Raw genomic sequence first — 14,483 nt, forward strand, 5'->3', positions numbered from 1 at the left:
TCTTTTTTTAATTCAGGAAGTTTATAAAATCATTCATTTTCGAAGTCATCAGTTCACTTAGCGAATGGTTGAAAAGCTCCATTTCTTCGCTGTTCACCGGATATTTACCTTGCAGAAGCGATTGTACATACAATATATGCACCACATGCTGAAACAGTTTATTGTCTCCTTGTATTTGCAATAAGGTCTGCACCATTTCATTATCCGCATTGAAAGTGAGTGTCGGCGGAATCTGCTTTGTAGTATTCACAGCCCCCAGTACAGCCGCCAACGGATTATTAGCACTTTTAGCAGCATTCTCCTTTTCCTCCGCCACAAAAATAACCGGAATATCCACCGGAGTAAAATGCTTTAGACGACAGATACAACCAAACCGCTTCAACAACTCGTTCGCTTTCACCTCAAAAGCCTGAAACTCCTGGTTCGCCTCCACTTCACCAAACTGCTCCAGCAACCGTGAAGGAGATATTTCATCCAAAGTAAGTTCCGGATTCAGACGGACATACTTTTTCAACAAAGTTTCATCAAACGTATAAGCAGCATTCACGACCAGCCAACCCTGTGCTCCGGCTATACGTCGTACTTGCCGGAAATCCTCCAGATTCTTGGTATAACATATCACATTGCTTGCCGAACGAATACTTCCAAAGCCACGCAACCCCTTATTGGTTTCAAAAGGAAGGTAATCCATAAACAAACGAAGCAATTCATTATCCTCCGAAGCAATCGCCTTGATATGAAAGTGATGAACATCCAGAATCCGGTTGAACATGGCACGGTCATTCTGCACCAATCCCCGCAAATAATCCTTGATAGCCACCCCGATCTCTTTCCGGGCATCCTTCAGTTGGTCATTACTCACCAAAGACTCCCGGGAAGCAGTAGACAGCAACCCGTCTGCATTCACCAAACAACGGATAAAGAAAGCCCAAGACGGCAACAGATTGCAATCATCCTCACTCAACAGCATACGCTTGAGATAGACCTTATGAGAGTTGCGCACTGAAAATTGTGTACGGAAAGGCAGGACATAAAGCACCCCTTCCACCTTGCCGCTTTCAGTATAGAGCCGGAAAGCATCGAGAGCAGACGACTGAAACACTTTCGCCCCATAATCCAGCAACTCCTTACGAGTCGCCTTCGGGTCAAGCCATACAGGTGAAGGCGTATTTACCAACTCCTCTTCCCCCTGATAATGCAGATAGATAGGATACGGCAACACTTCTCCGTAACTCACCAGTATCTTCTTAAACGTTTCATATTCAAAAAGATGCATCCAGTCTCCTTTCGGGTGCAATACCACCTGTGAGCCGATAGGCCGTTCTTCGTCTGATAAAGTCAGCTGATACGTCCCATCCACTTTTCCACACCAGCAAACAGGCTGTCCGCCCATTGCAGAACGACTCTCTACGGTGATTTCATTGGTCACCACAAAACAAGATAACAATCCGATACCGAACCTTCCGATAAAATCGTCCGCATCGGGAGTATCCCGCTTTGAACTCTCCCCGATAACAGTCAGAAAGCGATAAACTTCCTCCTCTTTCAGTCCGATACCATTATCCCGAAATACCACTGTCTTGTCCTCATTCAGAAAGACATCGATGCGACCTTTATAATTCTCGTCAATATTGCGTAGTGCCGTGATGGCATCTACGCAATTCTGCAACAGTTCGCGAACAAAAGTATTCGGGTTACTATAAATGTGCTCTGATAACAGGGCAATCATACCTTTAAGATTGACCTGAAACAGATTATTCCCTTCTTTTTCCATGTTCCTCTTTTACTTCCTCCTCCTTCCGGTGATTTTAAGAGCTTTCTCATTGCCATTCTCTGCGGCCTTTTCGAACCACTCCATTGCAATTTCATCGTTTTCTTCCACGCCATTTCCTGTCAGATAGGCATTTCCAAGTTCAAATTGTGCTTTATCGTTATTTTTCTCGGCAGCTTTCAGCAACCATTGCACTGCAGCTTCCGGATCAGGGTTACAACCTTCGCCATACATCATCATCTTGCCCAGATAATAAATTGCAGCGACATTCTCATTCCCCGCCGCATCCGTGAACCAGCGATAGGCCTCGGCATAATTCTGTTTCACACCTACTCCGTTATAATAGCAAAGTCCGGTACGATACATACTTGTCGTATTTCCATTATCCGCAGCCAGTGTATAATATTTAAAGGCTTCCGTTTCATTCTCTTCCACTCCGATACCCATTTCATAACAGATACCCAGTCCTTCACTATACCATTCATATTCGGCAGCTTTCTTGAAATAAGCAAAAGCCTTTTCCGACTCATTCAGGCTATCATAGTCATACAGATAATACTCACCCACACGCAGCATAGCCATCGGAATCTCATTAGCCACTGCCTTTTCATACCATTCCACTGCCGTTTTATTATCTTCCAGACAGGGACCGCAACCAAAGAAATAATAATCTCCCATCTTAAACTGAGCATAACCATAGTCCTGTTCGGCAGCCTTCATCATATATTCCACTGCCTTCTGTGGATTCTCTTCCACGCCATTACCATTCTCATAAGCCATCCCCAGTTCCGTCAGACAACGGGCTTCATTCTTTTCCGCCCCTTTACTAAACCATTCGAGTGCCTTATCCCAGTTTTCTTCCGTTCCGATACCTTCTCTATAGCAACGTCCCAAAGCAAAGATCGCATCATTATCGTCCGCTTCAGCTGCCTTTGTATACCAGGCAAAGGCCTCTTCCGGTTTCGCTTCACCAAGAACACCCTTTTCCATATAAAGACCTACACGGAACATTGCATAAGGATAACCCTGTTCGGCAGCCTTGCTAATCAGTTCAAATGACTTTTCATAATTCTTCTCCACTCCATCGCCATTCTCATATAAGAATGCCAGTTCCACAAGGGCAAAGCAAGCACCCAGTTCGGCCGCTTTTTCATAATATTCCCTTGATTTTACAGGGTCCTTCACACCGCTATATCCATTAGCCAGATAAAGAGCCACACGGCAATACCCATCGGCATTATTCAGTGAAGCCGCTTTTTCATAAAACTCTAAAGCCTTCACATAATCCGGTTCTTCAGACAAGAAGCCACGTTCATACATCCAGCCCAAACGATAAGCTGCACTTCCCGAACCCAACTCAATGGCTTTCTCCAACAACTCTTTCGCGCGATTCATGTCTTCCGGCACCAAATCACCGTTGAAATAAATATTGGCCAGTCCTTCGATACCTTGTATATAATCATCCTCCACGCAACGGTTCAGACACATCAGTCCACGTTCCACGTTCTTATATTCATCATTATACAGGTAGATCAATGCCAGTTCATACGCACTGTAGGGTTCACAATAAAGCATGCCCTTCTCCAGCCATTCAATCGCCTTAGGCATATCCTGCCATTCCTCCTCCTGATAGTTATATCCCAGGAAATTAGCGGCAGACCACACACCGGCATGCCAGGCCTTTTCCCAAAGCTCAAAGCTCAGTTCTTTCGGTTTATTCAGTTCCGGGTAACGGAAATAAAGCGTAGCCAGATTTTTAAGACTATAAAGATTGGGAACTATTTCCAGGGCTTTTTCGTAGTAAGCAGCTTCCTCTGCCACGTTACCTTCCGCTCTGTCGAGCGCATCTCCTAACGATGCATATACATGAGCACGCAAACGTTCACCTTCAGGCAGTTCGGCAAGCAGTTCATTCCGTATCTGTAATGCCTTTGCTTTATCCCCTGTAAATTCTTCGGCAAAAGCACGATAATGCTTTCCCCATAAAATAGCTTCGGGAGAAGTGAGAGCAGCAAAACGCCGTTCACCCTCTTCTTTATCTTGTTCACAATAGAATCCCATGTATCGCCAATAGGCAACAGTTGCTTCTGCTTCAGCCCAACCCATATCGGCAGCCTTCTCGTAGTATGGAAGCAAATAACTCATATCCCGCTTTCCATAACGGGCTTCGGAATATTGTGCCCCCTTCTGCGCCCATCCCGCACCGCTAAACTCTGCCACACGGTCGCATACCCGCATCACCTTTTCCCACCAGAATTCATATTCTTCCGCGTTGAGATCCACCTCTACGTTACAGTCAAAAGCACTGAATATCAGTTCAAAAAAATCTTCTGTTAATTTCTCGTCTTCTTTTGTGTCCAAAGCATATTCACATACAGCCAATGCTTCCCACCAGTTTTCCGCACTTAATAATGAAGCCGGTGTATACTGCGGAAACCATTCTCTTGCAGGCTGTCCGGATGCTTTAATTTTAGCGGATAACTCCCCAAATTTCTCTTTTAAAGTTTTCATGATATAGAACTTTACCTTAATTTTGTGTCACTAGTCAATAAAAAATCTCATAACGAGTGCAAGGTACAAATATTGACCGAATGAACAAACAAGAGTCTCAAAAAAAACGAAGTTCCAACAAAAAGAGAACATTACAACTGCCTGATTTCTAAATACAGTAAAATTCCTCCCAATAATAATCCATTATCAGGCACAAATTACACACATCCCACAGCTTCCCAAATGACGATTACACAAAATATAACGACTGTTACTTCTACAATCCCAAAAGTTGTCGCAAACATTGCACCGATGTTTCAATCTGCCAACGGTCTTCCAATTCGTCTGCATTAAAGATATATTGTGCCTGATGATAAAAAGGAGCACGCTTCTCGAGTGCCTGAATAATGAACGCCTTCAGTTCTTCATCCTCTTTACCCTGAAGAATAGGACGTTGTTGTTTAGCCACACGCAAGCGCCTGAACAACACATCCGGATGCACCTCCAGAAAAACAGTCTTTCCGGTCCGGTTCATAAAATCCATATTATCATAAAAACAAGGCGCTCCACCTCCCGTCGAAATTACCACATTCTCAAACTCGGCTACTTCATGGAGCATATTTCTCTCCAGCTCCCTGAATCCTGTTTCGCCTCGTTCAATGAATAATTCTCCAACGGTTTTGTGAAAACGCTCTTCAATATACCAGTCCAGATCAATGAACGGTATATCCATATATCGGGCAAAAGCTTTACCCAACGTCGTTTTTCCGGCACCCATATAGCCGGTAAGGAAGATACGAACCATAAATGATTAATTTTGCTCACAAAATTAATCATTTAATGAAGAATGAAGAATGAAGAATAAAGAATTTTAGCCATTATGCCATCCAATTCTTCATTATTCATTCTTCATTCCCGATTTATTTAAAGATTCTCACCCGTTCTTCAAGCGGCTGGAATTCTTTTTCACCCGGTTTGCCGAGAGGAAGTCCGAACGGCATTTCCGCAATCAGATGCCAATGTTCCGGCAAATCCCATGCACGGCGCACTTCTTCATCAATCAACGGGTTATAGTGTTGTAGCGATGCTCCGAAACCTACATCTTCGAGCATTACCCAGATAGCTAACTGGTGCATGGCAGAAGTCTGCAATGACCATCCCGGGAAATTCTCCTGATAAGCCGGAAAAGCCTCCTGGAGCCCTTTCACAACCTTCTGATCCTCAAAAAACAATACAGTGCCATACCCACAGGCAAACGAATGATCTATCTTCTCCTCTGTCTTGACAAACGCTTCAGCCGGTACAATCTTCTTTAATGCGTCCTTCACAATCTGCCACAATTTCTTATGCGATTCTCCCAATAGAAGCACCACACGGGTAGATTGCGAATTGAATGCCGACGGCACATGGCGCACGGTCATATTAACGATACATTCGATCTCCTGATCGGATATAGGTGACTGATTAGTAATTGAATAGTAAGTTCGACGTTGTTTCAAAGCTTCACTAAAAGATCTTTCCATCATAGTTCCTTTCTTATTTTATATTCTTAAAACTCTCTTTTTTTTATAACAAGTATCCCCCCTAACTTGTTCAGTTAGAGAATATATTTGTACCTTCGCAGCGTCAATTCATTGACTATCTAAAATTATCGTCAGAAAAAATGGCTAAACAGAAATTTTATGTAGTATGGGAAGGTGTCACCCCCGGAGTTTATACTTCCTGGACAGACTGCCAACTTCAAATCAAAGGATATGAAGCTGCCAAATACAAATCATTTGACACGCGCGAAGAAGCGGAACGCGCGTTGACAATGTCTCCCTATGCTTATATCGGCAAGAATGCAAAGGCTAAATCAGGAGGTCCTAAACCTTCTTCGGATACTTTACCTTCTTGTGTGATCGACAATAGCCTGGCTGTCGATGCAGCCTGTAGTGGTAATCCGGGACCGATGGAATATCGCGGCGTACACATTGCCAGCCGTCAGGAGATTTTTCATTTCGGCCCGATGAAAGGCACGAATAATATTGGTGAGTTTCTAGCCATCGTACACGGCTTGGCGTTGCTGAAAAAGAAAGGTTTCGATATGCCCATTTACAGTGACAGCGCGAATGCCATCAGCTGGGTGCGACAGAAGAAGTGCAAGACCAAACTCCCCCGAACCCCGGAAACAGAAGAACTCTTTCTGTTGATTGAACGGGCGGAAAAATGGTTGCAAGGAAACACCTATACCACTCGTATCCTGAAATGGGAAACCAAAGAATGGGGAGAAATTCCGGCCGACTTCGGCAGAAAATAAAAGAACATAAAATTCAATATAAGATAAAGATGAAAACATTGACTTCAAACAAAGCTTTCTGGCTGTTACTAGTCATTTGCGTAGTTACTATCCTGCCTTTCCTAGGTTTATCGGAGTACCACACCAAAGGGGAGCCTCGCGAATCTATCGTTTCCTACTCCATGCTGGATAGCGGAAACTGGATTTTACCCAGAAACAACGGAGGAGAAATGGCTTACAAGCCACCTTTCTTCCACTGGAGCATTGCTGCTGTTTCGGCAGCAGTGAATGGAGGGCAAGTCACAGAAATGACCTCCCGCTTGCCGTCTGCCATCGCCTTGATTGCCATGACTCTCTGCGGCTTTCTGTTCTTTGCCAAAAGAAAAGGAGTGGAATTGGCGCTGTTAGCCGCCTTTATCACCCTGACTAATTTTGAGCTGCACCGGGCCGGAGCAAACTGCCGGGTGGATATGGTATTGACAGCGCTCACCGTTGGCGCTCTGTATTGTTTCTACAAATGGTATGAGAAGGGGCTCAAAGGTATTCCCTGGCTGGCCATTCTCCTGATGAGCTGCGGCACACTGACCAAAGGACCGGTAGGTACTATCATTCCATGTTTAGTGGTAGGCATCTTCTTGTTACTCCGGGGTGTCAACTTCTTCAAAGCATTCCTGTTACTTTCCGCCTGGGCCATTCTTTCGCTCATCCTACCTTTCTGCTGGTATGTCGCTGCTTACCAACAAGGTGGAGAAGAGTTCCTGGCATTAGTTATGGAAGAAAACCTCGGCCGTATGACTAATACCATGAGTTACGATTCATGCGTGAACCCCTGGCATTATAATTTTGTGACCCTGTTCGCCGGATACGTTCCCTGGACACTGTTAGTCGTGCTCTCCCTGTTCAGCCTGACTTACCATAAATTCAGCATCCAACCGGCTGCCTGGTGGAAACGTTTCACCACATGGATAAAGAATATGGACCCGGTGGATTTATTCTCTTTCACCAGTATCGTTGTGATCTTCGTCTTCTATTGTATTCCGCAGAGCAAACGTAGTGTATATCTGATGCCGATCTATCCTTTCATTGCTTATTTCCTTGCCAAATATCTATTCTATCTGGTTAAGAAGCAATCTAAAGTCATCAAAGTATACGGAAGTATTCTTGCAGTAATCAGCCTGTTACTGTTCACCTGCTTCATCGTTTTAAAATGCGGACTCATCCCTGAAACTATTTTCCAGGGTCGCCACGCACCGGACAATATTAATTTCATGCGTGCGATACAGAATATCAGCGGAGCAGGAGCCTTGTTCCTGATTGCCATCCCTACCATTCTCGGTATCTACTGGTGGTTCTATCAACGAAAAAATGCATTGAGCAACCGCTTCCTATACGCTCTCGTTGTGCTAACAATGGGATTATACCTTGCATTGGACGGCGCTTATCAACCAGCAGCATTAAATTCGAAGTCAGTCAAATTCATCGCTACAGAAATAGAAAAGGTTGCGCCGGAAAGCGAAGGAACGATGTACGAATTCATTGAAGAAAGTCTGCATGCAGCAGGTGACCCCGTACATTATTTCGAACTCAATTTCTATCTGCGTAATCGTCTCGACAACTTCTATGAGAAACGTCCTTCGGAAGGTTTCTTGTTAATCGGCACGAATGATGCAGAGAAATATCTTCCCGAATTCGAGAAAGAAGGATATCAGTTTGAGGAGGTATACGAATCCCCCAAACGAGTACTCCGGCAAATAGCCAAGGTATACAAGTTCGTTAAAAAACAACAGCCTGAAAATACCGAAACGACTCCTATTGTTGAGTAAAAGGTATAGAATTAAGCGTTTTTCCATGCTTCACAAGGAACTCCGCCGATTGGAGCATGGAAAAACTATATTCTTTCAAAGGCAAAAAGCTATCATCCATCGGAACAGCATTCAATTTGCCGTTACCGATATGATAAGTAAGCTCCTGCTGAGTCTCGTAATTATAAAGATAGAGTAACGTATCATTGCGTCCCGCCACCATATTGTCAGCAGTATAGAACATACAGGGACGTTCTTCCTTCAGCAAGTCTACCCCAAAATTATTCTGTAAATAATCAATATTCAACAACCCTAATATCGTTGGCTGTATATCTACCTGACCGCCAAATGCAGTTTTCTCTTCCGGCTGAATACGGCTGGAGTAAATCATCAGTGGAATATGATTATAAGATTCCGGTAGTTCACATTCGGCGTCTCCCACCAGCTTGCCATGATCCCCTTCCAATACGAATATCGTATTATCAAACCAAGGTTGTTTACGTGCCTCTTCAAAGAACTGACGCAAAGCCCAATCCGCATACTCAACAATCTGCGTCTCCGGTTCACTTGTTTTCGGATGGAAGAAAGGAGGTATCACATACGGCGGATGATTACTGATGGACAGTAAAGTAGCAAAAAACGGTTGTCCGGTGGCAGCCCGCTGATTCAATACCGGAATTGCGTAGTCATACAAGAAATCATCCTGCACTCCAAAGCTATTCACAACCTTATCAGCCGGATAGTCTTCTTGCGAAAATACTTCATCATAGCCGTTCGTCCGGAAGAAAGCGTTCATATTATCATACTGTCCTTCATGCGTCATAAAGAAAAGGTTGTAATAGCCGTTTTCTTTCAGTACGGTAGGCAGTCCCGAATAGCGGGGAATGACAGAGCCTTTCATCAGGTTCCGTTTCATCATAGCCGGGAAAGAATACAAGGTGGCATACAAACCGTGATTCGTATGGATTCCTGCCGAATAAAAATTGCGGAAACTGATCGAACGGGTATACAGGCTATCCAGGAAAGGAGTCAAAGTCTCCGATTGCCCGAAATGCTTCATAAACTTGCTGGACATAGACTCCATCATAATCAATACAACATTAGGACGGCGTTGTTGCACGCTATCCATTTTCGAAGTATGTCTGTAAACAGCCAATGGAGAAACATTCGGTTCTCCCGGCCGGTTGAGCAGAGCTTGCGCCTTGGTAATGGCTTCCTGCTCATCCATCAGATGCAAGTATTTATTTTCAGGTCTCCTGTCATCCATCACACTCGTCAGCAGATTAAAAGTAGGGCTTACTCCCAGTTGATTGAGAAAAGCATCTTGACAGAAATATGCCGCACTCACTTTGATCGGATTATAACCTGTACGTCCCCGGATTCCAAAGATACAAAGTCCGATTAAACAAGCGCCGATCAGAACCGCTCCTCCTCGCTTCCAATAAGGAAACGGAGTGGAAATAGTGAGGCTACGATGATGGAAATAACGCGCCAGATAGATAAGCCAGACTACGAATCCGGCCAGAAAGAGAAGGAATAATCCGATGGACAGATAATAGGCACTTTCACCCAATATCATTCCGGCAGTAGTTCCTGCATAACCGAACCATTCGAATATGGAAGAGTTGATATGTTTAAAGAAATAGGCAAAATAAGGAATATCCGATGCACTGATTAAATAAACCAATCCATAAAAGACACTAAAAAAGATCGTAAAGAAACGGAACAACGCTTTCCCATAATAGTTGCAGACTCCACACACCACCGCAACTACCAGAGGCAGCAGAAGTATGTAACAACCTATCACATTGTCAAACCAGACCCCATGTACAAAAGCAAGCATCGAAAGTGTCTTATCCGACAAGGCTTCAGAGGTCAACTGATGATAAGATGAGATAAAAAGTACCAGGCGAAACAGTCCTGCGATCAGCAAAGCCGAAACATGTATGGTAAGTATATATACAACAAGATTTAGAAAACGTTTCATAATAGCCTTTTCTTTTTATGAATTAAATGAAAGGGGGTGAATAGTGTTATTTCCTCCCTTTATAGATATAAACGAAATGAAGAATCAGGAAATTGATAGGCACCACGATAATCATTACCAGTATCGGTGCAAGCAGCTCACCCGCCCCTATCCAGAGGAAGAGATTCAGCAAACCGATCTCAAGCAGGTAATTAATCAGATGACTAAAACCAAAGCCGATCGCATTATGCGAGGATGGTTTGGAACGAAAGGTGAAGAAAGTAGTCAGGAAGTAATTGCAGACAAATCCTACAGCGTAACCAGCCGTAAAGGAGATATTGGCATTCGCAACCAACAAGACCAGGCAGTATATGCCGTAATGAATGGCTGAAGATATAGTGCCGACAACTCCAAAACGAACAAACTGCCAGAACTTATCCCGCCAATCCGGGTGCTTCTCAAGTATAGCCTTACTTATTCCGATCATCGTACAACACTTCTTCCACATTATAGAGCGGACGACGTTTTACCTCTTTATAAATCTTGCCAATATACAGCCCGACAGCTCCTATGGATAATAAAACAACCCCGCCAACAAACCAGATAGACAACATCAAAGAAGCCCAGCCATGTTCCGCAGTACCCGAAATCAATGCGTAAAGAACATAGATTCCAATCAAAATACTGATAAAAACAAAGATACCTCCCAGATAAACAATTCCGTAAATGGGCTTTACCGAGAAAGAGGTTATCCCGTCCAAAGCCAGACTGAACATCTTTCTCACTGTATATTTGGAAGTTCCGGCTGTCCGTTCCCGAATCACATCATCTACCGTAGTAGAAGGGAAACCCAGTAACGGGATAATACCACGCAGATAAACATTGCGCTCCTGATAATGAGATAATTGTTCCAGCACTCTCCGGCTTAGAAAACGAAAATCCGCATGATTGTAGATAGTTTCTACTCCCATCCGGTGCTGTAGTTTATAAAAAGCAGTTGCGGAAAGACGTTTCAGCATCGGGTCTGCCTGACGGGATACTTTCACCCCGTATACTACATCATATCCTTCCGTATAGGCATCGATCATCTCCTCAATCGCATTCAGATCATCCTGCAAATCGGCATCAATGGTAATAACGGCATCACTCCAGTCTTTAGCGGTCATCATACCGGCCATGATTGCATACTGATGTCCTACGTTCCGTGCCAGATTCATTCCTTTTATATAAGGATTCGTCCCGTGCAGTTTCTTAATGATGCTCCATGTACGATCTTTACTGCCATCATTCACAAAGAGCACAAAGCTGTCGGCACTGATTTTTTCTTTCGCCACCAGCTCATCAAACAAGGCTGTCAAACGGGCGGCCGAATCTTCCAACACTTCCTCCTCATTATAGCAGGGGGATACAATAGCCAATTTTATCATTTTTCGTCCGGTTTATTTAGTTCAGCCAGTTTTATCTGTGCAAATTCCGAGTAAGTCATAAAAGCATATCCTTTTTCTTTCAGTTTGCGGATAAGCATATCCAGACGTTCCTCCATTCCTTTACCGGAATGATTGCGGATAATAAAAGGCATCTTAAATTCAGGATGTTCACCCAACGGGTAGAATTCCCACGGGTGGAAATAAGTCACAAAATATCCGTCATGCTTCAATACCCGGTTTACCAGGAGTTGGTACAGCCACATCGGCAGATTATGACAAGACAACCAAAATAGCGGGAAGCGAATCCACGGAGTTACAGAAGCCGGGATTTGAAGTAACTTACCTGTCATAAAGCAAGTACGCGGCTCCGACAAATGCATATATCTTCCGGGGATAAATGCGGGATTCAATGAGGAGTTATATACATACCCCATCCGTTCAAGTTCCGTATCTGATACGGGAAACATACGCGGCTGGCGATAACCTTGTATCGTCCTGCCGGTAAGGCGTTCCAGAATTTCTTTTGAACGACTGACATCCGAAGCCTGTGGCTGCCAATGGTCACATCCATGCGCAGCAACTTCATGTCCTTCGTCCATAATGCGCCGCATCACTTCCGGCGCATTTTCTGCAAAATTGCTTGTACAAAAGAAGGTAGCTTTCACCCCGTTGTTTTTCAGGCAGTCCAGTATCCGGTTCGTACCATAGACTGACACTTTCATTGCTTCATCCAGCGGAAAGTCTACACCATGCTCACGAGGTACATCAAATTCTTCTGTATCAAAACTTAATAATATCATTGCAATATCAAGAATTACAACTGCTGCATATCATGCAGACGTTTATAGTAACCGTTTAACTCAATGAGTTCTTCATGCTTACCACGTTCCACAATCTCACCCTCATACAGTACACAGATTTCATCTGCATTCTTAATCGTAGAAAGACGGTGGGCAATAGCTATCGTCGTACGTGTTTTCATCAAACGTTCCAACGCTTCCTGCACAAGACGTTCTGATTCGGTATCCAAAGCAGAAGTAGCCTCATCAAGAATCAGAATCGGAGGATTCTTCAGAATAGCACGGGCGATACTGATACGCTGGCGCTGACCACCGGATAATTTTCCACCACGGTCGCCGATATTCATATTATATCCTTCCGGTTTCTCCATAATGAAATCATGCGCATTGGCAATCTTCGCCGCCTCTATAACTTGTTCCATTGTCGCATTCTCCACACCAAAAGCAATGTTATTGAAGAATGTATCATTAAACAGAATAGCCTCCTGGTTTACATTACCAATCAAACTGCGCAAATCCGCAATACGTACATCACGAATACTTGTTCCGTCAATGGTAATATCACCTTCCTGTACATCGTGATAACGCGGCAACAAATCGACTAATGTAGATTTACCGGATCCCGATTGTCCAACCAGTGCGATCGTCTGCCCTTTGGGAACTGTCAGATTTACATGCTTCAACACCTCTCTCTTACCATCATAGCTGAAAGAAATATCTTTAAATTCTATTTTATCATTCAAACCTTTCAACGGTTTCGGATTCGGAATTTCCTTAATCTTATTCTCTGCCTTCAGGATTTTATCAACACGTTCCATGGAAGCCAAACCTTTCGGGATGTTGTATCCCGCTTTAGCAAAGTCTTTCAATGGATTGATTACACTATATAAGATAACCATATAGAAGATGAATGTAGGAGCATCGATGGTTGCATTCTGTCCCAAAATCAATGTACCGCCAAACCACAATACAGCTACAATCAGAATCGTTCCTAAGAACTCACTCATCGGATGAGCCATAGCCTGACGTATAGCAACCTTGTTTGTCGCATCCCGGAGCTCGTTGCTACATTTGGTGAAGCGGTTAATCATTTTATCTTCCGCAATAAAAGCCTTGATGATGCGCAAGCCTCCCAGTGTTTCTTCCAATTGCGACATCGTATCACTCCACTTAGCCTGTGCTTCCAGTGATTGACGTTTCAGTTTTCTTCCGACGACTCCCATCAACCAACCCATTCCCGGTAATACAATGATAGTAAAAAGAGTCAACTGCCAACTAACCGTAACCAATGTCACAAAATATATAATAATCAGAATCGGGCTTTTCATCAACATATCCAATGAGCTAGTGATAGAATTTTCCACTTCCCCCACATCACCACTCATACGAGCTATAATATCTCCCTTTCTTTCTTCCGAAAAGAAAGACATCGGCAGACGCATTACCTTAGCATACACCATAATACGAATATCACGTACCACTCCTGTACGCAATGGGATCATCACGGCTGAAGAAGCAAAGTAACAACCTGTTTTAAACAACGTCATTACCATCAGGAATAGTCCCAAGAAAATAAGAGCCACAGTGGGACCATTATCCACAATCATCTGAGATATGTAATAATAGAAGTTATTCTTGGCAACATCTGCTAAATCTCCACTGCCCCATTCCATAAAATGATACACCTTATCCGCTCCTTCTGTTTTAAACAGAATACTTAAAATAGGAATCAAAAAAGTAAAAGAAAAGACATTGAATACTGCAGACAAAATATTCAGCACAATAGCCCAGCCGATATACTTCTTATAAGGCGACACAAAACGTCGCATTAGTTGTAGAAATTCCTTCATTATTTACCATTAAAAAAGTTAAGACCGCAAAGATACAATAAAACTGATTAACAGACAGCAGTTTCAGCTAATTATTAACGCGATTTATCGAAAAGCGTT

General features: G+C 43.5%; 11 protein-coding genes. 2 read left to right on the top strand and 9 right to left on the bottom strand.

The annotated features are described in order from the left end of the window. Window positions 1-7 precede the first annotated feature (7 nt). From DXB58_RS07925 to DXB58_RS07940, 4 genes are all read right to left on the bottom strand, one after another. The gene (locus DXB58_RS07925; RefSeq protein ID WP_122136471.1) at window positions 8-1,774 is read right to left on the bottom strand and encodes an HSP90 family protein; all 1,767 of its coding nucleotides are present in this window, start codon (window positions 1,772-1,774) and stop codon (window positions 8-10) included. A 9-nt stretch (window positions 1,775-1,783) separates the two neighbouring features. After that, window positions 1,784-4,282, bottom strand: a complete 2,499-nt coding sequence (locus DXB58_RS07930) for an SEL1-like repeat protein (RefSeq protein ID WP_122136472.1) — start codon at window positions 4,280-4,282, stop codon at window positions 1,784-1,786. A gap of 256 nt (window positions 4,283-4,538) precedes the next feature. Then, window positions 4,539-5,066 carry a shikimate kinase gene (locus DXB58_RS07935; protein ID WP_122136473.1) on the bottom strand — a complete coding sequence of 176 codons (528 nt, stop codon included), beginning with the start codon at window positions 5,064-5,066 and terminating at the stop codon, window positions 4,539-4,541. 115 nt (window positions 5,067-5,181) lie between these two features. Then, on the bottom strand, window positions 5,182-5,784 hold the full coding sequence (locus tag DXB58_RS07940) for a nitroreductase family protein (RefSeq protein ID WP_004298268.1): 603 nt from the start codon (window positions 5,782-5,784) through the stop codon (window positions 5,182-5,184). Window positions 5,785-5,924: 140 nt separating this feature from the next. Here DXB58_RS07940 and DXB58_RS07945 point away from each other — a divergent pair, with 140 nt between their 5' ends. Together DXB58_RS07945 and DXB58_RS07950 are read left to right on the top strand one after the other, a co-directional pair. Beyond that, the gene (locus DXB58_RS07945; RefSeq protein ID WP_004298269.1) at window positions 5,925-6,560 is read left to right on the top strand and encodes a viroplasmin family protein; all 636 of its coding nucleotides are present in this window, start codon (window positions 5,925-5,927) and stop codon (window positions 6,558-6,560) included. Window positions 6,561-6,589: 29 nt separating this feature from the next. Next, complete coding sequence (locus DXB58_RS07950) at window positions 6,590-8,362, top strand: glycosyltransferase family 39 protein (RefSeq protein WP_122136474.1); 1,773 nt, start codon at window positions 6,590-6,592, stop codon at window positions 8,360-8,362. Here the strand turns inward: DXB58_RS07950 and DXB58_RS07955 are convergent. The 5 genes from DXB58_RS07955 to DXB58_RS07975 are packed head-to-tail and all read right to left on the bottom strand — an operon-like array spanning window position 8,349 to window position 14,384. Continuing rightward, window positions 8,349-10,328: an LTA synthase family protein gene (locus DXB58_RS07955; RefSeq protein WP_008998164.1), complete on the bottom strand. Its 1,980-nt coding sequence runs from the start codon at window positions 10,326-10,328 to the stop codon at window positions 8,349-8,351. The two genes, DXB58_RS07950 and DXB58_RS07955, sit on opposite strands and share 14 nt — an antisense overlap. Before the next feature lie 46 nt (window positions 10,329-10,374). Then, window positions 10,375-10,794 (bottom strand): GtrA family protein, encoded by a 420-nt coding sequence (locus DXB58_RS07960; RefSeq protein ID WP_122136475.1) that lies wholly within the window; start codon window positions 10,792-10,794, stop codon window positions 10,375-10,377. Beyond that, on the bottom strand, window positions 10,778-11,734 hold the full coding sequence (locus DXB58_RS07965) for a glycosyltransferase family 2 protein (protein ID WP_122136476.1): 957 nt from the start codon (window positions 11,732-11,734) through the stop codon (window positions 10,778-10,780). Before DXB58_RS07965 ends, DXB58_RS07960 begins: the two co-directional genes overlap by 17 nt. After that, a complete protein-coding gene (locus DXB58_RS07970; RefSeq protein ID WP_004307413.1) occupies window positions 11,731-12,534 on the bottom strand; it encodes a polysaccharide deacetylase family protein in 804 nt (267 codons plus the stop codon). Before DXB58_RS07970 ends, DXB58_RS07965 begins: the two co-directional genes overlap by 4 nt. 14 nt (window positions 12,535-12,548) lie before the next feature. Then, a complete protein-coding gene (locus DXB58_RS07975; protein ID WP_004324358.1) occupies window positions 12,549-14,384 on the bottom strand; it encodes an ABC transporter ATP-binding protein in 1,836 nt (611 codons plus the stop codon). Between the last annotated feature and the right edge of the window lie 99 nt (window positions 14,385-14,483).

The sequence above is a fragment of the Bacteroides sp. OM05-10AA genome (genome assembly GCF_003439055.1).
Classification (GTDB): Bacteria; Bacteroidota; Bacteroidia; order Bacteroidales; family Bacteroidaceae; genus Bacteroides; species Bacteroides intestinigallinarum.

Coding starts and splice junctions, on each gene's coding strand:
- DXB58_RS07925 (WP_122136471.1), bottom strand. CDS start 1,774: ATGGAAAAAGAAGGGAATAATCTGTTTCAGGTCAATCTTAAAGGTATG.
- DXB58_RS07955 (WP_008998164.1), bottom strand. CDS start 10,328: ATGAAACGTTTTCTAAATCTTGTTGTATATATACTTACCATACATGTT.
- DXB58_RS07950 (WP_122136474.1), top strand. CDS start 6,590: ATGAAAACATTGACTTCAAACAAAGCTTTCTGGCTGTTACTAGTCATT.
- DXB58_RS07975 (WP_004324358.1), bottom strand. CDS start 14,384: ATGAAGGAATTTCTACAACTAATGCGACGTTTTGTGTCGCCTTATAAG.
- DXB58_RS07930 (WP_122136472.1), bottom strand. CDS start 4,282: ATGAAAACTTTAAAAGAGAAATTTGGGGAGTTATCCGCTAAAATTAAA.
- DXB58_RS07935 (WP_122136473.1), bottom strand. CDS start 5,066: ATGGTTCGTATCTTCCTTACCGGCTATATGGGTGCCGGAAAAACGACG.
- DXB58_RS07940 (WP_004298268.1), bottom strand. CDS start 5,784: ATGGAAAGATCTTTTAGTGAAGCTTTGAAACAACGTCGAACTTACTAT.
- DXB58_RS07945 (WP_004298269.1), top strand. CDS start 5,925: ATGGCTAAACAGAAATTTTATGTAGTATGGGAAGGTGTCACCCCCGGA.
- DXB58_RS07970 (WP_004307413.1), bottom strand. CDS start 12,534: ATGATATTATTAAGTTTTGATACAGAAGAATTTGATGTACCTCGTGAG.
- DXB58_RS07960 (WP_122136475.1), bottom strand. CDS start 10,794: ATGATCGGAATAAGTAAGGCTATACTTGAGAAGCACCCGGATTGGCGG.
- DXB58_RS07965 (WP_122136476.1), bottom strand. CDS start 11,734: ATGATAAAATTGGCTATTGTATCCCCCTGCTATAATGAGGAGGAAGTG.